The organism is Paenibacillus chitinolyticus NBRC 15660, assembly GCF_000739915.1.
In the GTDB taxonomy this organism is placed as follows: domain Bacteria; phylum Bacillota; class Bacilli; order Paenibacillales; family NBRC-103111; genus Paenibacillus_F; species Paenibacillus_F chitinolyticus.
The window spans coordinates 805,774-828,152 of record NZ_BBJT01000002.1; the positions used below are offsets into that span (position 1 = coordinate 805,774).

Here is a 22,379-nt window from a genome sequence, read left to right on the forward strand (position 1 = left end):
TATTTCCGTTCCTAGTGGAGTAATTAAAGGTTGCATGTACATATTAAATACGTTTGGCGGAAATTTCCTTCATGTCATCGCCGTATCCCGGAACCCATGCAAAGAAGCGGCCGCACGTCCGCGGCCGCTTCTTTATATAAGGAGAGGGTGCCTTTACTTCTTCTCCGCTTTCCATTTGTCGAACTGGTTTTGAGCTTCGGCTATGACTTTATCAAGGCCGGCTGCTTTCATTTTTTCCATCGCTTTCGGCAAGTACTCGTTCGGGTCTACGGACCCTGTCATAATAGCCGGGTAAAACTCGCGGGCGATGGCGGAAATGGACGCCACTTCGGTTTTGACCGGGTCCACGTCGAAGTTGAAGCCGAACGTCGGCGCGACTTTGGCGGAGTCGTTAAACTTCTTGAACGCCTCCCACTTGTCGGCCGGTTCTTCTTTGTGCAGGTACGTCAGGTACATGTTGCCGAGCGCAAAGCCCGGCATCTGAAAGCCGTCCTTCATCGCAGGCAGGTCTTCAATGACATTTTCGGACACTTTCTTGTAGTGCGTGCCTTCGATTCCGAAGCTGAACAGGTTGCGCAGATACTTATCCGTGTTGAGCAGGTTCAGGAACATCATGGCCCGCTCCGGATTTTTGGAGTTCGCCGAAATCGCGTGCATCGAGCCGGAAGCCGAGCCGGTGAACACGACCGGATCCTGCATCGGAGTCGATACGATGTCGTAGCCTGCGCTCCGGGACCATCCCAGATCCGCGTACGGCTGAGTGATTTCACGGTCCACGAACCATTTGCCCGTCTTGATATTGTCAATGCCGTCAAGCGTGGCGACATCTTTACGCAGGTATCCCGCCTGGTAGTATTTGCGGATCGTTTCCAGAGAAGCTTTCAGCTCTGGGGTCTCCAAAATATTGACGAATTTGAAGTCCGAGGCGTTGTCCTGGATTTTCATTGCGACCGGGAATTCGTCCCCGAGAATAAAGTCGTACGGAATGTACGGCTTGAATCCTTTCGGTACGGCAAGCGGCGTAATGTCTTCCGGTTCGCCTTCTTTAATCTGCTTCAGGTACGGCTCCAGGTCTTGAAGAGTGCGTACTTTGGTTATATCGATCTTATATTTGTCCACGTATTTCTTGTTAAAGCGCCATACCCACTGCTCGCCAAGCTCCTTATTGACCGGAACGGCGTAGTTTTTCCCGTCGATTTTGGTTCCTTCGAGAAAACGGGGGTCCAGCTCTTCTTTGATCCCCTTGCCGTATTTATCGAGCAGATCGTTCAGCGGCATGAACGCGCCTTTAGCCGCATTCGTGCGGTACTCGAACGCCCACGAAGACGTGAAGGCGATGTCGAAGTTTTCTCCGGAAGCGGAAAGCACCTGCATCCGTTTGGAATAATCGCCCCAGTCGATCATGGTGATATCGAGCGTCGCGTTGATTTTTTCCTTCACATATTTATTGATCTCTTCCTGGACTTTAGGCAAATCCCGCTGCGGACCGCCGATCAGATATACTTTCAATTTAACTTCCTTCTCGGTCGAATCGCCGGCCCCCTGCTTACTGTCCCCGCCTCCGCTTTTGCTTCCGCAGCCCGCAAGCAAGGAACTCAGTGCCAGCATCAGTACGAACATGAACACAAGCGCTTTTTTTCCCGCCATGCTTAATTCCCCCTGACCATATCATAATGATAACGCTTTCTTTATTGGAATGACCTCTCCTTCAGCCCTTCGAAAGAAAAGGCCGTAACCCCTATTCTTTTACCGAGCCGATCGTCAGCCCCTGAATAAAATATTTCTGGAAAAACGGATAAGCGAGCGCAATCGGCAGGGTAGCTAATACAACCATCGCCATTCGCACCGTTTCCGTGGGAAGCGAGGCCGCAATATCGTACGACACGACCTTAGAACTGTTCTGAACGACAAAGTCCATGTTGTTCTGAATGCGCATCAGCATCGTTTGAAGAGGAATCAGCGTCGGCTTGTCGATATAAAGCAGCGCATTGAACCAGTCGTTCCAGAACGCGAGCGTACTGAACAAGCCGATCGTCGCAATGCCCGGCAGTGAAATCGGCAGCACGATTCGCGTGAATACGCCGAATTCGGTCGCACCGTCGATTTTGGCCGATTCTACAATGGCGTCAGGAACCGTCGTGGAGAAGAACGTCCGCATCACCAGGATGTAGAAAGCGTTCAGCACGGACGGCAGAATGAGCGCCCAAATCGAATCGCGCAGATGGAGAAACTGGGTGACCACGATATACGAAGGTACCAAGCCTCCGGAGAACAACATCGTGAAGAAGGCGAGAAAGCTGAAAAATCTCCGCTGCTCGAAGCTTTTCCGGGACAATGCGTACGCATACGTGGCAACGAGATACAGCGTGAGCAACGTGCCCAGCACCGTCACTAGAAGCGTGACTCCGAACGACTGGAACAGCTGCTGCCCCGAGTTCATGAGAAACCGGTACGAAGCTGTGCTTAGCTGGCTCGGCACAAGGCTGAATCCCTCGATAGCGAGCGTCTTCTCGTCGGTAAACGAAATGATAATAATAAACAGAAACGGAAACACGCAGGACAAAGCGAACAAACCCACTCCGGTCGAGAATACGAAATTCCAGAACGGTGAAATCGCATTCAAATCTTTCGGCTTCTTGCCTTTCCGGGCTTGCGCCGCCGCTCCCGCCTTAACCGACCCGCTCAAGTCTGACATTGCTGGCACCCCCTAGCCGGAACCTTGCTGCTTTTACGTTTAAAAAACGGCATATTCTTTTTCAATCTTCCGCACCGCATAATTGGCCGTTAGGACCAGAATCAGGCCTACAACCGACTGGTAAAGCCCGGTAGCCGTACTCATTCCCGTATCGCCCATAACCGTCAGTCCGCGGTAAACGAACGTGTCGATCACGTCTGTAACCGGATACAAAGCACCCGAGTTTTTCGTCACCTGGAAGAATAAGCCGAAGTCCGAGCGGAAAATGCCGCCAAGCGCCAGCACGGTTAAAATAATCATCAGCGGTTTAAGCTGCGGAAGCGTTATGTACTTGATTTGCTTCCATTTGCTGGCTCCGTCAATCATGGCGGCTTCGTAATACGAACGGTCGATTCCCGCAATGGCGGCGAGATAGACGACGCTGCCGTAGCCGATATTTTTCCAGATGCCCATAAAGATCAGGATGTACGGCCAATATTTCGGCTCGCTGTACCAGTTGACCGGATCGGCTCCGAAATACACGAGAAGCTGGTTGAACACGCCCTTTTCCATATTGAGAAAAATCAGCACGAAGTAACTGATGATAACCCAAGACAGGAAATAAGGCATAAACATGGCCGTCTGATACACTTTGGTCAGCCGTTTGTTCAGCAGCTCGTTCATGACGATCGCGAATCCGACCGCACAGACCAGCCCCAGAAAAATCAAAGCCAGATTGTACAAAATCGTATTGCGCGTGATGATAAACGCGTCATTGGTGGAGAACAGAAACTCGAAGTTTTTCAGACCTACCCATTCGCTGTTAAAAACGCTTGCAAAAAAGCCGTCCGGATGAATACGAAAGTCTTTAAACGCCACGATCGTACCAAACATGGGCAGGTAGGCAAAAATGATAAACCAGATCGCTCCCGGCAGCACCAACAAGAGAAACGCCCGGTTTCTCACTAAACTTTTCACGATGCCAGGCACGGCGTTTTTCCCTCCTTTGCCTTTTCTTAGGTTGTCTTCTGCGATTGTTAATCCCCTATAATCAACAACGGCAACTCACGCGGGACTTTCCGTCTCGCTCCCGTTTTCATTATCCCCGCTGACCGCCTCCCCCGTATAGTTGAAAAATCTAATCCAAGATGGAGAAATTAAAGAAATCTTTGGCGATATCCTAAAAAAAAGCACGGCGGTGCAGATGCACGCGCCATGCTTCTTCCTTTTTTCACCTTTTGATATACATGGAACGGAGTTCCGTCGGCGATACGCCGGCGTATTTCTTAAAGGTCCTGTAAAAGTACGACGAGTCCCAATAGCCGACCTCCTGGGCGATTTCGGCCGTCTTCCGGTCCGTGTGGAGAAGAAGGTGCGTAGCCCGCTCCACCCGGTACTGGTTCACATAATCCGAAAAGCTGGTCCCCATCTCCTGCTGGAACAACTGCCCGAGATAATTCGGGTGCATGTGCAGCTTTTGGCTGAGTGTTTTAAGCGACAGCTCCCGGGAATAGTACTCTTTCACCTGCTCCAGCATCGCCGCTACATGCGTGCTGTACTCGCGGACCGCATCGGACTGGCTGTCCAGCATCCCGCCCGCGACCCGTTTGACCTGCGAGGCAAGCCCGCTCCGCGTCTGAATCCGGAAAAGCGCTGCGAAAACTTCGCTGTAATCCGGCTGTTTCTCCATCTCCTTGACCGCCAGCATAAGCTGGATAGCCGCATTGAAGTAAGGCTGCCTTGGTACGGGATGAACACTGTCTCCCCGGACAAAGAAGAGGTCCGCGAACTCGTCGATCTCATCCCGTCTCCCCTCCGCCAGCAGCTTGACGAACCGGTCCATCGCGGGCTCTTGGAGAGCCGGACGCTCTTCTTCCCGGAAGGCGTAAGCCGCCAAGTCGTCGACGATCACGCCGGGCTGCTCGTTCATCAAGTGTGCCTGATACCACGCTTGAACGGCGCGGGCGCTGGCCGGATAGCCCTGATACAGCTCTTCGGGCTGACCTGCCGCGCACCAGACCCGGAACCCGGTGAAGCCGGCGATCCACTCCGACATTCTCCGCAAGGCCGGAAGCACCTTTACTTCATTCCCGCTTAAAGCGAACAGGAGCGTAATTTCATCGCCGTCCCCCGGAAAGGCGATCACTTCGCAGTTCTCCGGCAGCTCCTCCGTGCCGATCCGTTCACACTCCTCGGCTAGGCCGGGAAGACGGTAAAACTGGAAGGCCGGCTCGTTCTCCGTCACGATCCGCAGCGCTGCCGAGCGGTAGACCTCATGGTCGATGGGAATGCCGAGCATTCTCGCGCGCTCCCTGAACTCCTTGTTGTCGATGTTCCCGTTCGTCCAGCGGTGCAAAATATTGTTGCGCAATATTTTCCAGTCTTCATCCAGGCAGAAACGGCTGATTTCTTCCCGTTCCCAGTCCCGCAAAATGTGCTTGATCGTCGCTTCCAGTTCGTCGATATTAATGGGCTTGAGCAGGTAATTTTCGATGCCCAGCAAAATGCCTTCCTTTACATATTTGAATTCGTCGTAGCCGCTCAAAATAATGAACTTGGTCCGCGGATTCAGCAGTTTGACCCGGCGCAGCAGCTCCAGACCGGTCATTTCCGGCATCATAATATCCGTGATGAGCAGGTCCACCGGCTCTTCCTTCAGCTTCTCCAGCGCCTCCAGGCCGTTCCGGGCGGAGCCTGCGATTTGCAAGTCGAACTGCTCCCATGGCAGCAGGTTGTACAGCCCTTGGACGATAAGCGGCTCGTCATCGGCAAAAAACAGTTTTCTCATAGCAGCATCTCCCCCTGTATGGCCGGAAGCTTTAACATCACTTCGCAGCCTTGATCCGGACCGCTGTCGATCGCGAGGCCGTAATCGCTTCCGTAGTGAGAGCGAATCCGTTCGTTCACATTGACGAGGCCTAGCGAATCGCCACCAAGCCCACCGGAATCCGGCTTCATCGCCAACCTCTTGCGGATTTCGGCCAGCCTCTCCGGCGGCATTCCTTTTCCGTTGTCCGCCACACGGACGACGATGTTCTCCTCTTCGCGCGTCATGCTTACCGCGATCCGGTTCGAATCCGATTCGGGCCGGAACCCGTGCACGAGGTAGTTTTCGACGACCGGCTGAATGAGCAGTTTAACCACCTGGCAGTTAGCCGCGTTTTTATCCAGACACGTCTCGACCTCCAGCCTGTTCTCAAAGCGGTACTGGAAAAGCTTCAGGTACATGACGTTCATCTCCATTTCTTCCGCCAGGGTCACGTTCGTCTGCTTGCGGATCATGTCGCGGAACAGGGCGGCCAGAATATAGATCATTTGCCCGACATCCCTCGCCCCGGACGTGATGGCCTTCATGCGGATGCTTTCCAGCGTGTTGTACAGAAAATGAGGATTGATCTGCGCCTGCATCGCCACGAGTTCGGCATTCTTCTGCTTGATTTCCGAGCGGTACACCTGGTCGATGTACGTTTCGAGCCGGTCGCACATGTAATTGAAATTTTGCGAAATATCCTGCAGCTCATCCTCGCCGGTCAGCACGATGCGTGCGCTCAAATCGCCTTCCTGAAGACGCCGGATGTGCGTCACGATTTTGCGGATTTTTTTGGAATACTGCCGGATGATCGTAAACGTAAACATAAAACTAACCGCAATGCAAAGGGCGGTAATCCCGATCAAACTCAGCCGGATTGTGTCCATGCTCTGCTCGATCCGTGATTTCGGGATAATCCCCGCAATCGTCATTCCCGTATTCCCGATGGTCAGCACGTTCACCTTGGACGGCTCTTCGAGCTCCACCCAGTCTTGCTGCTCATGAAGCTGCTGCCAGTATGGATAGATCTGCCCCTGATAACGATTCTCGGAATCGTAAATGACCTGCCCGCCGGAGGTCATCAGCAGCATTTTAGCCCCCCGGTCCTTCAGCTTGCTTTCGACCAGCCGTTTGATTTCATCCGTATTCAGATCGAATACAATCGCCCCGAATTTTTGAAGCGACACGGTATCTTTTAAAACATGGGTGTACGAGTAGACCGGTCCGCTGTCTTTCCGCGCCTCCCACAGGACGGATCGCTGATCTGTCGGCAGCCACTGGTGATTAATAGTGGAATCGAACCAGCCTGGGCTGTCCTGCGGAATCTCCGACGGATAATAAAACCGCTGGGTGCGGGGATTCATGAAATAAAAAAAACGCTCCCCTTTGCTGTACAAAAGAATATTCGCGATGGAAGGCTCGTCTTTGAGAAACGACCGGAGCTGGCTGTCGAAATTTTTGGGTTCCGTTCCGCTGCTCCGGATGTACTGATTCAGCCGCCTTTTCAAATAATCCTCATACTCATGTGACAAAAAATAAGTCAAATCCTCGTTAACCGCCGCGTCCGTGTACAACTGCTGGATGGCCGAATACATCCGTTCGTACAGCTGATTCAAGTTAACGCTTACAATATCCAGATCTTTAAGGACGCGATCCGTCTGTTCCCGCACGCTGCGCTGCTCATAGTACTGATAAGCCAGGATGGACACGCCCATAAACAGCAGCACCATGACAATCGAGTAAAAGAGAAGAATTTTATTAAACATCCGTTTTTTCAGGTGAATCCGGTAAAACGTTTTTAAGCTCGGCATGAGGTCAGCACCGTCACTTTCGGTCAATTCGCGTATAAGCTTATCACCGATGGGGGAAATTAGGCAATTGCATTCCCCTCTCTCCGCGGACTATAATGGAGCTACCCTATAATCACCCGCAGCTCCATAAGACAGGATTTTCCTCCTTTTCTCGCTCCCTAATCAGGTTCCAACAGGGGGTTTCTTCGACATGTTCCTCACCGAACACAAATTACAATCACGTATCCGTGAACTATCCGAGCTTCGCTATCGGGATAACCATCCCATTCCGTCTTTTCTTTCTCTGGAAGACCAGCGCAAAGAAATCAACCCGAGCCTTCCCGCTCCCGCCAAGGACTGGAAGACGATGAACGTCGGAAATTCGTGGAAAGGCCGCGACCTTTATTTGTGGCTGTCCGCTGAAATACATATTCCTGAAGCCTGGTCCGATAAACGCATTCTCGGCCGCTTCGATTTCGGCGATACGGGCGGCGGCAACAACTCGGGGTTCGAGTCCTTGTTTTACTGGAACGGCAAGCCGTATCAGGGCGTCGATTCCAATCACAAGGAAGTCTTCCTCCCGGACGATGCGGCGGGTACCTCCCGGCAGCTCCTGTTCCGGCTGTGGTCGGGACTCGAAGGAGGCGGGCAGCCCCAGGATCAGACGCATGCCATCCGGCAGGCCGAATTTTGCTGGCTGGACGAAGCCGCGGACGACCTGTACTTCACCGCGCAGGCGGCACTCGATACCGTCCGCATTCTGGATGCCAACGCTCCCGAGAGGACGGCGCTGCTTCATGCTCTGAATCAGTCCTTCAAGCTCATTGACTGGACCGAGCCCGGTTCCGAAGATTTTTACGTATCCGTAAATGCCGCGAGAACCGATCTGAATACACGGATCGAGGGGATGGACAAAAGATCCGATGTGACCGTAACCTGTGTCGGCCATACGCACATCGACGTGGCCTGGCTCTGGAGGCTTAAGCATACCCGGGAGAAATGCGCCCGTTCTTTCTCCACCGTGATGCGTCTCATGGAGATGTTCCCGGACTACACCTTCCTGCAGACGCAGCCTCAGTTGTACGAGTACGTCAAGGAGGACTACCCTGAGCTGTACGAAGCGATCAAGAAGCGTGCGGCGGAAGGCCGCTGGGAAGCCGGCGGAGGCATGTGGCTGGAAGCCGACTGCAACCTCACTTCCGGCGAATCGCTGGTCCGGCAGCTATTGATCGGCACCCGCTTCCTCGCGGACGAGTTCGGCACGGAATGCAAATACTTGTGGCTTCCGGACGTTTTCGGCTACAGTTGGTCCCTGCCGCAGATTTTGAAGAAATCCGGCATTCATACGTTTATGACGACGAAAATAAGCTGGAACCAGTACAACCGGATGCCGTTCGACACGTTCCATTGGCGCGGGATCGACGGTTCCGAGGTGCTCACTCACTTCATTACGACGCCGGAGCCGTGGTCCGGGCCCGACTCCTGGTTCTACACGTACAACGGTCAGATTATCCCGAAAACCGTGAAAGGCATCTGGGACGGCTACCGCGATAAAGAAATGAACCAGGAACTTCTGCTCTCCTACGGTTACGGGGACGGAGGCGGCGGTGTCAACCGCGACATGCTGGAGATGCGCCGGAGACTGAACAGCCTGCCGGGTCTGCCTAACGTGGAAACGGGGCGCGCCGATGCCTACTTTGAACGGCTTCAGGAAACGGCGGCGAACACCGATGCTTACGTACACACGTGGGATGGGGAGCTGTACCTGGAGTATCACCGGGGCACGTACACAAGCCAGGCTTACAACAAACGGATGAACCGCAAACTGGAGCTCGCCTACCGGGAAGCGGAATGGCTGAATGCGATGCAGAGCGTTCTGCATAACGATTGGAGCCTGTATAAAGGCAAGGAACTGACCGAAGGCTGGAAAATCATTCTCCGCAACCAGTTCCACGACATCATTCCCGGTTCTTCCATCCGTGAAGTGTACGAGGACAGCGTTATCGAGTACGAGGAAGCGGAAGCGATCGGCCGCACTGTCGACACGCAGGCGGTTGAAGCGATTGCCGCAGGCAAGGACTCTTCCGGCGCTTCTGCCTACACCGTCTGGAATTCGTCTCCGTGGACGGTGACGGAGCTCGTGACGATTGCTTCTCCGCAGCAAGGAGAATCCGGGCAATGGCTCGACCTGCAGGGCAGCGTGCTTCGGGCGCAGCTTCACGATGAGGTGTGGACCGTAGAAGTGAAAAACATTCCGCCGATGGGCTACACCACGGTCAAGTTCGCGGCGGCGGATTCCCGGCAAGCGGCATCAGCGAGTCCTTTCGCGTGGAATCACAGCGGGATTGAGACGCCGTTCTATGTGCTGGAATGGAACGCGCAGGGTCAATTGACCCGCATCTACGATAAAGAGCAGCGGCGTGAAGTATTGGCGCCGGGCGAAAGGGGCAACGTGCTCCAGCTTTTCGAAGATAAACCGCTCGCTCACGAGGCGTGGGATATCGATCTCTTTTATCAGGAGAACATGCAGGAAATCCGGGATTTCAAGGGCGCCGAACTCGTCGAGGGAGGGCCGCTTCGCGCCGTGATCCGCTTCAACTGGGTGTACCGGAATTCGTCGATCAGCCAAGATCTGGTCGTGTACGGCGGCCATCCGCGCATTGATTTCGTGACGGAAGCCGACTGGCATGAACAGAAGCAGCTGCTGAAAGCGGCCTTCCCCGTCGATATCCGCACAACGGAAGCGACTTTCGACATCCAGTTCGGCAATGTAAAGCGGCCGAATCACTGGAACACGAGCTGGGATTGGGCACGGTTCGAGACCGTCGGACATCAGTGGGCCGATCTTTCGGACCGGGGCTACGGCATCAGCCTGCTCAACGATTGCAAGTACGGATACGACATCAAGGCGAACGTGATGCGCCTCACCTTGATCAAATGCGCAACCCATCCGGATACCCATGCGGACCAGGGGCATCATGCCTTCACCTATTCCCTGCTGCCCCACCGGGGAGACTGGCTGCAGGGCCAGACCGTGAAGCAGGCCTGGATGCTGAACAGCCCGCTTCGGGCCTCGGAGGGAACCGCAGAGGTTCCGTCCCGTTCGATGTTCACCTTGTCGGGAGACACCGCCATGATCTCGGCCGTCAAAAAAGCCGAAGATTCCGGCAAAGTCATCGTACGTGTTCACGATTACTCCGGAAGCCGCAACGCGCTGGAGCTGACAAGCGATTTCCGCATCGCTTCCTGGCGGGAAACGAACCTGATGGAGAAGCCCGAAGGGCCGGTCGTCCATGATGGAACGATTTCTTTCGTGCTCCAGCCTTATGAAATCAAAACGTTCGAGATCGATCTCGAAGCATAAACGTCCGGCGCGAAACCCGGCGCACAGCAAAAAGCTTCCCAGCCATGCGGCGGGGAAGCTTTTTGTTCGGTTGCGGCTTGCAGCCCGTGTGACGGCAATGCGTTCTACTCGGTCTGACGCTTGAGCGGAAGCCATTCCAGAACCCGGCTGATCTGCTGATCCCAATAGCTCCAGTCGTGGATTCTCCCCTCCTCCTCTTCATAAAGGAGGGGAATATTCAGACTTTGCACATAATCCCGGAAGGCGATATTTTCCTCGTACAGAAAATCATCCGTCCCGCAGCACTGGTATAGAGCAGGCAGCTCCGTCTTCTTCTCCGCCGCATAACGGGCCAGCGCGAACAGCTCGCCTGCTCTCAGCAGCTCCTTGTTTTTTCCGAACACGAGCCGGAAATCTTTGGGGAACCGCTTTTCAATCTCTTTCACCTGAGTGACGCCCGACAAACTGGCCGCGGCCGCGAACTGATCCGGCTTTTTCAGCGCCCATTTGAAAGCCCCGTAGCCTCCCATCGACAGACCGGCCACGAAATTGTCCTCCCGGCGGTCCGACAGCGGAAAGAACGAGCGGCATACCTGCGGAAGCTCTTCGGACAGAAACGTCCAGTAATCGTAGCCGCTCTCCATGTCCGTATAAAAGCTGCGCGCCGCATTCGGCATCACGACGGCCAGCCCGAGAGGAGCGGCATAACGCTCGATAGCCGTTCTCCGCATCCAGATCGTATCGTCGTCCGACAACCCGTGCAGCAGATACAAGGTCGGGTGCTTAAGACCCGACGCGCTGCCTTCCAGCCCGATTTGGCCGGTCGTCCGTTGAGGCAGAATCACTTGGATAGAAGTTGACATACCGAGTACTTCGGAATAAAAATCACATTGGATGAAAGCCATGCCGCACATCTCCTCCTTGTTTATATTTACCAGGGGTAAAATAACCGTTGACTTCAAAAAAACCTTAGGTTATACTCGGAATTGTCGTTTTACCGTCTAATTTAGGACAACCTCATACTATACCGATTCTTATCAAGAGTGGCGGAGGGACAAGGCCCTGCGAAGCCCGGCAACCGATCGCAGCAATATGCGCGATGACAATGGTGCCAATTCCTTCAGGATCCAGGCGGATTCTGGCAGATGAGAAGGTCGTTTTCGATACCGGAAAAGCCCTTTTTGTCTTTACAAAATGGGCTTTTTCTTATTTTCAAGCAAAAGAAGGTGAAGCAATTGATCGAAATCAGGAAGCTGCGCAAGCAATACGGCAGCGGATCCCGCATAACACATGCCCTACAGGAAATTAATCTCACGATTGATAAAGGCGAGATTTACGGCATTATCGGCCATTCGGGCGCCGGCAAAAGCACCCTGCTTCGGACGATTAATCTCCTGGAACGCCCGACCGAGGGCAGCGTCTTCGTGGACGGCGTTGATCTTACGGCGCTCAGTACCAAGAAGCTTCAAGATCAGCGCCGCCGGATCGGCATGATCTTTCAGCATTTCAATCTCCTCTCCTCCGCCACAGTGGAAGAGAACATCGCGTTCCCGCTTCGCCTGGCCGGTACGGCCAAGTCGGAAGCCCGGCGCCGCGTCGGCGAGCTCCTTGCCCTGGTCGGGCTGACCGAGCACGGCAAGAAGTATCCGGCCCAACTGTCCGGGGGCCAGAAGCAGCGTGTCGGCATCGCGCGGGCACTTGCGACGAACCCGCACGTCCTGCTGTGTGACGAAGCGACTTCCGCACTCGACCCGCAGACGACGAATTCCATTCTCAATCTGCTGCTGGACATCAACCGCAAGCTGAAAATCACCATCGTGCTCATTACGCACGAAATGCAGGTCATCCGCTCCATCTGCGACCGCGTCGCCGTCATTCATGATGGCCAGATCGTGGAGCAGGGGCCGGTGGCGGAAGTGTTCCTGAAGCCGCGGCACGACGTAACCCGGCAGTTCATCGAACAGGTTGCGGACTCGGTCGAAATCGACAAGCCGGACGTGTCGGGAGCTCCTGCCCAGGACGGCACGGTGCTGAAAATCACCTTTCTCGGTGAAACTACGTACGAGCCGATTTTATCCAGAACGGTCCAGCAGACTGGCGTGACGTTCTCCATCCTGCAGGGAACCATCTCCCGGATGAAAAACACGCCTTACGGCCAGCTCGTCGTTCGTCTGCAGGGCCCGCGGGACGCGGCGGAGAATACGATCCGCCTTCTGCGCGAGCACGGCCTGGATGTGGAGGTGTATTCGAATGGATTGGTCTAAAATCGATTGGAGCGAGATCGGAATCGCCACGAACGACACGATGATGATGCTCGGCCTTTCGGCCCTGTTCACGTTCGTGATCGGGCTGCCGATCGGCGTACTGCTCTATCTGACTTCGAAAGGAAGTCTGCTGGAAAACCGCACGTTCAACATCGTCATCTCGTTTGTCGTCAACGTGCTGCGTTCCTTCCCTTTCATCATTCTGATGATCGCCGCGATCCCGCTGACGAAGCTTCTCGTCGGCACCTCCATCGGCGTCAAGGGAACGATTCCGCCGCTTGTCATCGCGGCCGCGCCTTTCTTCGCGCGTCTCGTCGAGACGGCTTTGCGCGAGGTGGACCGCGGCATTATCGAAGCCGCCCAGTCCATGGGCGCGGGCCGGTTCCAGATCGTCCGCCGCGTCCTGCTGCCGGAAGCTCTTCCCGGCCTCATCGCCGGCATTACGATCACCACCGTTACGCTCGTCTCTTACACGGCCATGTCCGGTATGGTCGGCGGCGGCGGCCTCGGTGACCTGGCTATCCGCTACGGGTACCAGCGTTTCCAGACGGAAGTCATGATCGCGACCGTCGTTATTTTACTTATTCTCGTGCAAATTTTGCAGATGATCGGAGACCGTCTCGTTCTCTATTTCACGCGCAAATGATGCGATAGATAACCGAATCCAAGGAGGAAACCCTGATGAAAAAACGTTCACTGATCGTCTTGTTTCTAATCGTCGCACTGACGACTCTTGCAGCCTGCGGCAAACAAAAAGCCGAACCTTCCACAACGGCTACACCGGCTTCCGGCGCAGGCGAGAAAGCTGCCGTTACATTGAAAGTCGGCGCGACTGCCGTACCGCATGCCGAGATTCTGGAGTCCGTTAAAGACAAACTGAAAGCGGAAGGCGTTAACCTGGAAATTAAGGTGTTCACGGACTACGTTCTGCCGAACACACAGCTTAGCGAAAAACAGCTGGATGCCAACTTCTTCCAGCATCTTCCTTACTTGGAAGAGTTCAACAAAAGCAAAGGCACTAAACTTGTCAGCGTAGGCACCGTTCATATCGAACCTTTCGGCGGCTACTCCCGTAAAGTAAAAGCGATCGGCGAACTGAAAGACGGCGCAACGATCGCCATCCCGAACGATCCTTCCAACGGCGGACGCGCTCTCGCTCTTCTGGAGAAGAACGGCCTGATCAAGCTGAAAGAAGGCGTCGGCATTGCCGGAACCGCAAAAGATATCGTAGAAAACAAAAAGAACTTTAAAATCAAAGAACTCGAAGCGGCTATGCTGCCGCGTGTTCTGGACGAAGTCGATCTTGCCCTGATCAATACGAACTACGCGCTTGAAGCGAAACTGGTGCCTGCCAAAGACGCTCTTTTCGTGGAAGACAAAGATTCCCCTTACGCCAACATTATCGCGGCCCGCGATGACAATGCCAAATCCGATGCGGTTCAGAAGCTGATCAAAGCTCTGCAAACGCCTGAAGTGAAGAAGTTCATCGAAGATAAGTACCAAGGCTCCATCCTGCCGGCGTTCTAAGAACGACGAACAGGAACGAAAAACCTTTCCGCCGGATAACCGGCCGGAAAGGTTTTTTTATTGGCATCTTGCCGGTCTAGCGATAAGCCTTGATAAATTCGACGGCTTTGCGGATATCTTCCGCAGGATCGTCGCCCACTTCGCGCTCAATCGTCAGGTAGCCCTCATAACCGATTTCTTGAAGCGCCTGGAAGTAGCGGTCGAAGTCAACCTTGCCTTCTCCAAGCGGCAGCTCTTCGAACAGTTCGCCCTCGCGGAGCATTTCGGCAATTCGCTCGTGCGCCATCGGCTCGAACCCGACCGCTCCGTACAGGATGCGGGGATCGAATTCTTTGTGCCGCAGGCCGTCTTTTACGTGCGTATGAACGATATAGTCTTTCAGCGTATAGACGCCTTGGACCGGATCATCGCCCGTCACCATAATCATGTTGGCCGGATCGAAGTTGACGGATACTCCGTTCGTGCTGAGAGTGTCCAGGAAGCTCTTGAGGTGAGCGGCGGGCTCCGGACCGGTTTCGATCGCGAAGTAAGCGTTCACGCTTTTGGCGTATTGGCCCAGCTCTTCGCACGCTTCCTGCATCGCTTCGTAAACGTCGTCCTTCTCGGACGGAACGATTCCGATATGGGTCGTCACGATGTTGGTGCCGAGCTCCAGAGCCAGGTCCAGAACGCGCTTCGATTTCTCGATTTTTTCTTTGTTCTCGGCGCGGACTTGGAAGCCGTGCCCTCCGAAGTCGCCTACGAGCGCCGATACCTGCAGCCCGAGCGAATCGATATAAGCTTTAAGCTCCTTGCGCTGCGAGGCAGTCAGGTTGTCCGGGTACATCTCGCCCTTAACGGCATAAATCTGCACGCCGTCGGCGCCGACATCCTTCGCTTTCTGAAGACCTTCGCGGACGGGAAGCCCGAAACTGTCTACGATAACCCCGATCGGGTTCGGAACGCGGATACTCATGATATTGGAGTTCTCCCCTCTACTATAATTAGTTCACTTGAATTTCTTTGCCGGCTGCGCTGGATTCATAGATTCCGCAAAGAATTTTCATCAGTTCCAGACCGTCTTCCACAGGCGAAATCGTTTCATGCTTGCCCAGGCAGCAGTCTACAAAATGTTCGATTTCACGACGGAATCCCGCTTCGAAGTCAAACGTCAGATGATCGATCTGAGGCGTCGCATTCAAAATGGTATTGTGCTTCTCGGTTACGAGCATCAGTTCCGGCTCGATTTCAGCCCCGCCCTGGTCTCCGAACAGCTTGACGGAAATCTCGTCTTTCTTCGCATGCAGCGTGAAGCTCGCTTCAACGGACAGCGCCGCGCCGTTTTCAAAACGGATCAGGGCGGATGCCATATCTTCGACCGTATTTTTTGCCGCATCGTAATCAGCTGCTTTATAGAAACTTAAATTCTCGATATGTGAACGGTTGCCTAATTTGTCATATGTAACGGCGGATACGGATTTTACCTTCGGTTTGCCCATCAGGTACCAGCACAGGTCGATCACATGAACGCCGATGTCGATAACCGGGCCGCCGCCGGAACGCTCCACATCCGAAAACCATCCGCCGGGATTGCCCAGGCGTCTCAGTACGGTAGCTTTCGCATAGTAAATGGAACCGAGCTCGCCGGAATCAATAAAGCGTTTCGCAACATTCGTATTCGTGCCGAAACGGCGTACGAAACCGACCTGCAGCACTTTGCCGGACTTGCGGACGGCTTCCTGTACGGCATGCGCTTCTTCCACGGTTTTGCACAGCGGTTTCTCGACGAGCACGTGCTTGCCCGCTTCAACGGCCGCTTTGCTGATTTCCGCGTGCGTATTGTTCCAGGTGCAGATGCTGACGGCATCGATTTCAGGATCGGCCAAAAGTTGTTTGTAATCGGTAAACGTTTTCACAGCACCGTATTGTTTAGCTTTCTCTTTGGCCCGCTCTTCGTTCAAATCGCAAACGGCATGAATTTCAACTTGCGCATTTTTGGCGTACGCGCCGAAATGCAGTTCGGAAATCGAGCCGGCACCAATAACGCCGATTTTAAGTTTTGACATGCTTCTCCTTCTCCTCCACATCTATAAGGTTGAATCTATTCCATTCTTACATGAAAAGGAAGCGTCTTCAAGCTTATTTGAAGAAGAGGTGAACACTTTTTTAATTCTATTGATTAATTATATTTATCGGATATCAAAATAACATTTATTTAAACCAAAAAAGCATAACGGATTTTTCCGTCATGCTTTAATTTTATGGAGATTTTTACCACATTGATTGCAAGGTCAGTTCCGGTCCTTAAAAACTTCCTGCTGGAAAGCGGCGATCGCCGAATATTCCTCTTCCAGCTTGCGTGACAGGCCGATGAAGATCGGGAGCAGCTTGTGGTAAATGCGGGCATTGGCCTTATCCGGCTCATGCTTATGCGTGGCTCCGATCATTCCGGAAACGACGCCGAGCGAATCTACGCGACCTGTCGCATACAAACCCAGCACGGCCGCCCCCAGGCAGGAGCTCTCGATGCTTTCGGGAATGACGACCTCCTGGTCGAAAATATCGGCCATCATCTGCCTCCAGAGAGCCGAGCGCGCAAAGCCGCCTGTGGCGTGTATTCTCGCCGGGCGTCCGATTTTCTCCTCCATGGCCAGCAGCACCGTGTACAGGTTGAAAATGACCCCTTCCAGTACCGCACGGATCATATGCTCCTTCTTGTGGTGCAGGGTCAGCCCGAAGAAAGAACCGCGCGCATCCGGATTCCACAGGGGAGCCCTCTCCCCGCTTAAATATGGATGGAAAAGGAGCCCGTCGGACCCGGGACGAACCTGCCCGGCGATCTGCGTCAGCAGATCGTAGGAGTCGATGCCGAGCCGTTTGGCGGCCTCCACTTCCGAGGCGGCAAACTCGTCGCGCACCCAGCGAAAAAGCATTCCCCCGTTGTTGACCGGCCCCCCGATCACCCAGTACGACTCCGTCAGCGCATAGCAGAATATGCGCCCTTTCGGATCGGTTACGGGCCGGTCCACGACCGTGCGGATGGCTCCGCTGGTTCCGATCGTCGCGGCGACGACCCCGGGCTCAATCGCGTTTACGCCGAGGTTGGACAAGACGCCGTCGCTCGCTCCGACGACAAACGGCGTAGACGGCGCAAGCCCCATCTCGGCCGCGTAAGACGCGCTCAAGCCTTCGACGACGTGAGTCGTCGGTACGGGCCTGGACAGCCTGTCGGGGGTAATCCCGGCAAGCTCGAGCGCCTGTGCGTCCCAGTCCAGCGCCTGCAGGTTGAAAAGGCCCGTGGACGAAGCGACCGAGTGATCGACGAGATAAGTCCCGAACAGCTTGGCAAATACATATTCTTTGATCGAAATGAATTTGGCCGTTTTGCCGAAAATCTCGGGATGGTCATGGCGGAGCCACATCAGCTTGGTCAGCGGAGACATCGGATGGACCGGCGTGCCCGTACGCAGGTAAAGCTCGTGGCCGCCCAGGTCTTTTTTGAGCCGCCCCGACCACTCCGCGCTCCGGTTATCCGCCCAGGTCATGCAGCGCATAAGCGGTTTACCTTCCGGGTCTACCGGAAGCACACTGTGCATGGCGGAGCTGAACGAAACGAAAAGAACCTCGCCAGGCAGTACCCTGGCTTGGTCCATTACGCCTCTCACCGACTTCAGGACGGCCTGGAAAATCTCATCCGGGTCCTGCTCGGCTGTAGACGAGGTCGGGGTATATAAAGGATAGCCGCCGCCCGCTTTGGCGACGACCTTTCCGTTCTCTTCGAAAAGCACCGCTTTAGTGCTCGTTGTTCCGATATCGACTCCGATCATATAGCGGGTCATGCTGTTCATTTCCTACTCCTTCTTTCTCTGTTAAGACTGACGGCCCGGACGTGTGTCCGGGCTGTCTGTGGAACGTTTCTTAGATAATCACGCTGAGTATCATAATAAAAGCGAGCCCGATAACGGACAGCAGGGTTTCCATAACCGTCCATGATTTCAAGGTCTGCGGAACGGAAAGGTTGAAAAACTCTTTCACCATCCAGAACCCGGCGTCGTTGACATGGGACAGGACGATGGAGCCGGCGCCGGTCGCAAGCACGACAAGCTCCAGATTAGCGCCCGGCGTTTGCGCGAGCACCGGCGCTACAATGCCGGCCGCGGTCGTCATCGCTACTGTCGCGGAGCCGGTGGCAACCCGGATCAGCGCCGCTACGAGCCACGCGAACAGGATCACGTTCACGTTCGCCTGCGTGGCGAATTCGGCGATTGCGGCCCCCACGCCGCTGCTGATCAGAACCTGCTTGAACGCACCGCCACCCCCGATAATGAGGATAATCGTCGCCGTAGGCGCCAGACATTCGCTCGTGAAGCGTGAAATGTCTTCTTTTTTGAAGCCGCGGGCAAAGCCGAGCGAGAAGAAAGAGAACACGACGGCGATCAGCAGCGCGATAATTTCATGCCCGATGAATTCGCAGAAAACAGTCAGGCCGCTCGTGCCTTTCGGATCGACAATGTTGGCAACGGAGCCGATCAGCATGAGAATAACCGGCAGGAGAATCGTAAACAGTGTGATACCGAAGCCGGGCAGATTCCGGTTTTCGCTTACGGCAAACTGCTCGGCCAATTTGGCCGGCGGTTCGGCCTGAATCCGTTTCCCGATAAATTTACCGAATAGGGGTCCGGCAATAATCGCCGTCGGCAGTCCGATCAGCAGCGAGTACAGAATCGTTTTGCCCAAATCCGCCTTGTACGCATCGATGGCGATCATCGGCGCGGGATGGGGCGGAACCAGGCCGTGCACCGTCGAAAGACCGGCCAGAATCGGAATCCCGATCTGCAGCAGCGGCATTTTTGTTTTGCGCGCCACAGTAAAGACGATCGGAATGAGCAGAATCAGCCCGACTTCGAAAAACACGGGAATCCCCACGATAAAACCGACCACCATCATGGCCCAGTGGACGCGTTTTTCACCGAACCGGTCGACCAGGGTCGTCGCGATTTTTTCGGCGCCGCCGGATTCCGCCATCATTTTGCCGAGCATGGTGCCCAGCGCGATGACGATTGCGATCGTGCCCAAGGTGCCGCCTAACCCGCCGGTGACCGCCTTAATGACATCCTGGGCTTTCATCCCGGACAAGAGGCCGAGCATGAGAGCCGAAATAATGAGAGTAACAAACGGATTCCATTTGAATTTAGCGATAAACACCACTAAAAATACAATCGAAATCAGAGTCCAGACTAATAAAGTGACGGAATGACTAAGTCCGAAAATGCTGTTCATGACTGACCTCCAGATGTGTGATTCAAAAGTTTTATCGTCTAATAGCGCTTTCATTCGGTTACTGCCTTGAATAGTTATGTTGTATACATGTCGACAAGTTTATTCGTACGCAAGCGCCATTTTACCGGCCGCTTACATTTTCCCCGTTTTTTTAAGAGGGTAAACTGGTTTCAAGAGTTTGCCGTGAATCGGCGAAATAATTGCGGACCACTTGCCCGATGACAGCGGGATCATGAGTTTCAAGACCTCTCACGATGGCCCGGTGCTTCTCGATTACGTCCAGGAGCTTCTCTTCTCCCTGTGAAAAAATTTCATCCGTTGTAATCAGCAGAACCGTGATAACGATTTGCCGGATGCTGGTCCACAAATGCAGCACCCTTTTATGGCGGGCCGCTTCGATAATCGTTTCGTGAAACGTGATGTCCTGAAAGGCGAAATCCTCGGGGTCGCCGTGTTTGACCGCCAGCTCCATCCTGTCGATAATCTGGTTCAGTTTACCGATCAGAGATGCCTGATTGGCCAGTGCGAGCCTGTCCTGCACGAAGCTCTCGATAATAAAACGGACATCGTATAATTCCTGCACATCTGTCTGGCTTAGCCCCAGTACGACGGCTCCCATTCGTTCCAGACGGATCAGTCCTTCAATGGACAACGCTTTCAGGGCCTCCCGGACAGGCGAACGGCTTGTGCCGAAGTCGGACGCTATACGGTTTTCGGAAATCACTTCACCGGGCTTGATGCTCCCGTTAATAATTTGCAGCCTTAATTCGCTGGCGATGGACTCTCCCAGAGAAACGCCTCTGAGCCACGCAGACGGATAACGCATGATGCACAACTCTCCTTACCAATGGGCTAAAGGTACGCTGACCTTGTCCGGCGGTTGAAAAGCCGGCCAAAGGGCCTTCTTTTCCCGCCTTCCGAAGTCACGTCAATTGTAGCATATCTTCAGCCGGAGCATCCATGCCGGGCAAGCTTTAGATCAGCTGCCTGCGGGCCGCATGCATTCGTATCAATCAATCGGCGCTGCGTACGACGGCATGTCCGCCGAACTCATTGCGCAGCGCGGCCACAACCTTGCCGTGGAACGTGTCCGTTTCCAGCGAACGGTAGCGCATGAACAGAGACATCGCGATCACCGGCGCATTCGCTCCGAGATCCAGCGCGGTCTCCACGGTCCACTTGCCCTCGCCCGAACTCTGCATCACGCCGCGGATTCCTTCCAGCTTGGGATCTTTGGAGAAAGCCTGTCCGGCCAGCTCCATCAGCCAGCCCCGGATAACCGAACCGTTCGACCATACTTCGGCTACCTTCTCGTAATCGAAGTCGAAGCCGCTCTTATCCAGCACTTCGAAGCCTTCCGCGATCGCCTGCATCATCCCGTATTCGATCCCGTTGTGAACCATTTTGAGAAAATGGCCCGAGCCGCTTTTGCCTCCGTAGAAATACCCTTTATCGACGGCCATGTCGCGGAAAATGGGTTCGATTTTCTCGAACGCATCCTTGTCTCCCCCGATCATGAAACAGCCTCCGCGCTCGGCTCCTTCCGTTCCTCCGGAAGTTCCGACATCCATGTAATGAATCCCGTGTGCGGCGAGTTTTTCAGAACGCGCCACCGATTCCTTATAGTGAGAGTTTCCGCCGTCGATCAGCACGTCGCCCGCATCAAGAAGCGGAAGAAGCGAATCAATGACGCTGTCGACGATTTTCCCTGCGGGTACCATCATCCACACCGTTCTGGGAGCGGGAAGGTTCGCTACCAGTTCCTCCAAATTTTCCGCCGGAACGGCGCCTAGTCCGGCGAGCCGCTTACCCGGAGCGGGATCTTTATCGAATACAACCGCCTCATGTCCATGACGGAGCAAATTTTGAACGAGATTGTAACCCATCTTACCCAAACCGACCATACCAATTCTCATGATGTCTGATTTCCCTTCTGGTATACTTGTATACAAGATATGTTTTTATCATAACTCCGTTCTCGGATTCTGTAAACACTCTTTTTGAAAGCGCTCTATAAAACGGAAAATTGTTCTTTTTTCAGAACGTTTTATATTGAAGATAATTCCTTATTGTTACTCATTTCGCTTTGCAGAACACCTTGTTTGCTTCCGAATGCAGCGATTTTCGCCTTTTTAAGCCTCTTTAACGAAGCCGTTTGGGCATTTTCCAATTGTTTTCTACGGTCGTTTGCCCTATTATTCCCGCTTTCGGATAGATAATGACGGATTTTTTACAAAAATGATTGCCATTTTCAGAAAAAATATGGCAAAACTACTTCACACGGGAACAAACGTTTGATATACTAAAAACAAACATTCGTTCGCATACTTATCGTATGCGTCCCAAGGAGGGTTTTGCTATGAGTCTGTGGAAAAATGTTCGCTTCATCGAACGCGATTTTTGGTTTCAGAAAATGTTGAATGATACAGAATCTCTGCATTCATGGCAGATCGACGACCTGCTGGGCGAAACGAATGCTCAATGGGATGACTTGACTTTTAAATTTTTTGATGACGGCTCCGTCACCATTATAGATAACGATACAGACACCCGTGTTTCTCCCCAAGAGCTTAAAGGCGCGGCACTCGATTTTTATATCCGCAAGCGCATTGAATTCATCCGTGTGAGCCTGCAGGAGAAGATCCTGATGTACGCCTGAACCACCCGGTTCACCTCCCCTCTACAGATCAAAAGGGAACCCCGGCTGCAGAGG

At 53.9% G+C, this 22,379-nt stretch carries 17 protein-coding genes and 1 riboswitch; of the genes, 5 read left to right on the plus strand and 12 right to left on the minus strand.

Annotated features, from left to right (window positions below; translation table 11 throughout):
• Positions 1-153 precede the first annotated feature (153 nt).
• From PCH01S_RS05100 to PCH01S_RS05120, 5 genes are all read right to left on the minus strand, one after another.
• The gene (locus tag PCH01S_RS05100) at positions 154-1,647 is read right to left on the minus strand and encodes an ABC transporter substrate-binding protein (RefSeq protein ID WP_042227306.1); all 1,494 of its coding nucleotides are present in this window, start codon (positions 1,645-1,647) and stop codon (positions 154-156) included.
• A gap of 91 nt (positions 1,648-1,738) precedes the next feature.
• Positions 1,739-2,695 carry a carbohydrate ABC transporter permease gene (locus PCH01S_RS05105; RefSeq protein ID WP_042227307.1) on the minus strand — a complete coding sequence of 319 codons (957 nt, stop codon included), beginning with the start codon at positions 2,693-2,695 and terminating at the stop codon, positions 1,739-1,741.
• A 39-nt stretch (positions 2,696-2,734) separates the two neighbouring features.
• A complete protein-coding gene (locus tag PCH01S_RS05110) occupies positions 2,735-3,664 on the minus strand; it encodes an ABC transporter permease (RefSeq protein WP_042227309.1) in 930 nt (309 codons plus the stop codon).
• A 241-nt stretch (positions 3,665-3,905) separates the two neighbouring features.
• Positions 3,906-5,462: a response regulator transcription factor gene (locus PCH01S_RS05115; RefSeq protein ID WP_042227310.1), complete on the minus strand. Its 1,557-nt coding sequence runs from the start codon at positions 5,460-5,462 to the stop codon at positions 3,906-3,908.
• A complete protein-coding gene (locus PCH01S_RS05120; RefSeq protein ID WP_042227312.1) occupies positions 5,459-7,294 on the minus strand; it encodes a cache domain-containing sensor histidine kinase in 1,836 nt (611 codons plus the stop codon). Before PCH01S_RS05120 ends, PCH01S_RS05115 begins: the two co-directional genes overlap by 4 nt.
• Positions 7,295-7,484: 190 nt before the next feature.
• On the opposite strand from PCH01S_RS05120, the gene PCH01S_RS05125 reads away from it, so the two are divergent.
• On the plus strand, positions 7,485-10,637 hold the full coding sequence (locus PCH01S_RS05125; RefSeq protein WP_042227313.1) for an alpha-mannosidase: 3,153 nt from the start codon (positions 7,485-7,487) through the stop codon (positions 10,635-10,637).
• Between the two features lie 104 nt (positions 10,638-10,741).
• On the opposite strand, the gene PCH01S_RS05130 is transcribed toward PCH01S_RS05125, so the two are convergent.
• The gene (locus PCH01S_RS05130; protein ID WP_042227315.1) at positions 10,742-11,521 is read right to left on the minus strand and encodes an alpha/beta hydrolase; all 780 of its coding nucleotides are present in this window, start codon (positions 11,519-11,521) and stop codon (positions 10,742-10,744) included.
• A gap of 126 nt (positions 11,522-11,647) precedes the next feature.
• Positions 11,648-11,768, plus strand: a riboswitch (SAM riboswitch).
• A gap of 83 nt (positions 11,769-11,851) precedes the next feature.
• Here PCH01S_RS05130 and PCH01S_RS05135 point away from each other — a divergent pair.
• The 3 genes from PCH01S_RS05135 to PCH01S_RS05145 are packed head-to-tail and all read left to right on the plus strand — an operon-like array spanning position 11,852 to position 14,407.
• Entirely contained in the window at positions 11,852-12,880 is a 1,029-nt protein-coding gene (locus PCH01S_RS05135; protein WP_042227477.1) for a methionine ABC transporter ATP-binding protein, read from the plus strand.
• Positions 12,867-13,526 carry a methionine ABC transporter permease gene (locus PCH01S_RS05140; RefSeq protein WP_042227317.1) on the plus strand — a complete coding sequence of 220 codons (660 nt, stop codon included), beginning with the start codon at positions 12,867-12,869 and terminating at the stop codon, positions 13,524-13,526. The genes PCH01S_RS05135 and PCH01S_RS05140 overlap by 14 nt, the downstream gene beginning before the upstream one ends.
• Positions 13,527-13,561: 35 nt before the next feature.
• Positions 13,562-14,407 (plus strand): MetQ/NlpA family ABC transporter substrate-binding protein, encoded by an 846-nt coding sequence (locus PCH01S_RS05145; RefSeq protein ID WP_042227319.1) that lies wholly within the window; start codon positions 13,562-13,564, stop codon positions 14,405-14,407.
• Between the two features lie 76 nt (positions 14,408-14,483).
• Here the strand turns inward: PCH01S_RS05145 and PCH01S_RS05150 are convergent, their stop codons facing one another.
• The 6 genes from PCH01S_RS05150 to gnd form a co-directional block, all read right to left on the minus strand.
• Positions 14,484-15,362, minus strand: a complete 879-nt coding sequence (locus tag PCH01S_RS05150; protein ID WP_042227321.1) for a sugar phosphate isomerase/epimerase family protein — start codon at positions 15,360-15,362, stop codon at positions 14,484-14,486.
• Positions 15,363-15,390: 28 nt separating this feature from the next.
• The gene (locus tag PCH01S_RS05155) at positions 15,391-16,452 is read right to left on the minus strand and encodes a Gfo/Idh/MocA family protein (RefSeq protein ID WP_042227323.1); all 1,062 of its coding nucleotides are present in this window, start codon (positions 16,450-16,452) and stop codon (positions 15,391-15,393) included.
• 225 nt (positions 16,453-16,677) lie between these two features.
• On the minus strand, positions 16,678-18,234 hold the full coding sequence (gene gntK, locus PCH01S_RS05160; protein ID WP_042227325.1) for a gluconokinase: 1,557 nt from the start codon (positions 18,232-18,234) through the stop codon (positions 16,678-16,680).
• 70 nt (positions 18,235-18,304) lie between these two features.
• Positions 18,305-19,666 carry a GntP family permease gene (locus PCH01S_RS05165; RefSeq protein WP_042227327.1) on the minus strand — a complete coding sequence of 454 codons (1,362 nt, stop codon included), beginning with the start codon at positions 19,664-19,666 and terminating at the stop codon, positions 18,305-18,307.
• 151 nt (positions 19,667-19,817) lie between these two features.
• Positions 19,818-20,492, minus strand: a complete 675-nt coding sequence (locus tag PCH01S_RS05170; protein WP_042227329.1) for a GntR family transcriptional regulator — start codon at positions 20,490-20,492, stop codon at positions 19,818-19,820.
• Between the two features lie 187 nt (positions 20,493-20,679).
• On the minus strand, positions 20,680-21,582 hold the full coding sequence (gene gnd / locus PCH01S_RS05175) for a phosphogluconate dehydrogenase (NAD(+)-dependent, decarboxylating) (protein ID WP_042227330.1): 903 nt from the start codon (positions 21,580-21,582) through the stop codon (positions 20,680-20,682).
• 443 nt (positions 21,583-22,025) lie between these two features.
• On the opposite strand from gnd, the gene PCH01S_RS05180 reads away from it, so the two are divergent.
• A complete protein-coding gene (locus PCH01S_RS05180) occupies positions 22,026-22,325 on the plus strand; it encodes a hypothetical protein (protein ID WP_042227331.1) in 300 nt (99 codons plus the stop codon).
• Positions 22,326-22,379: the final 54 nt, after the last annotated feature.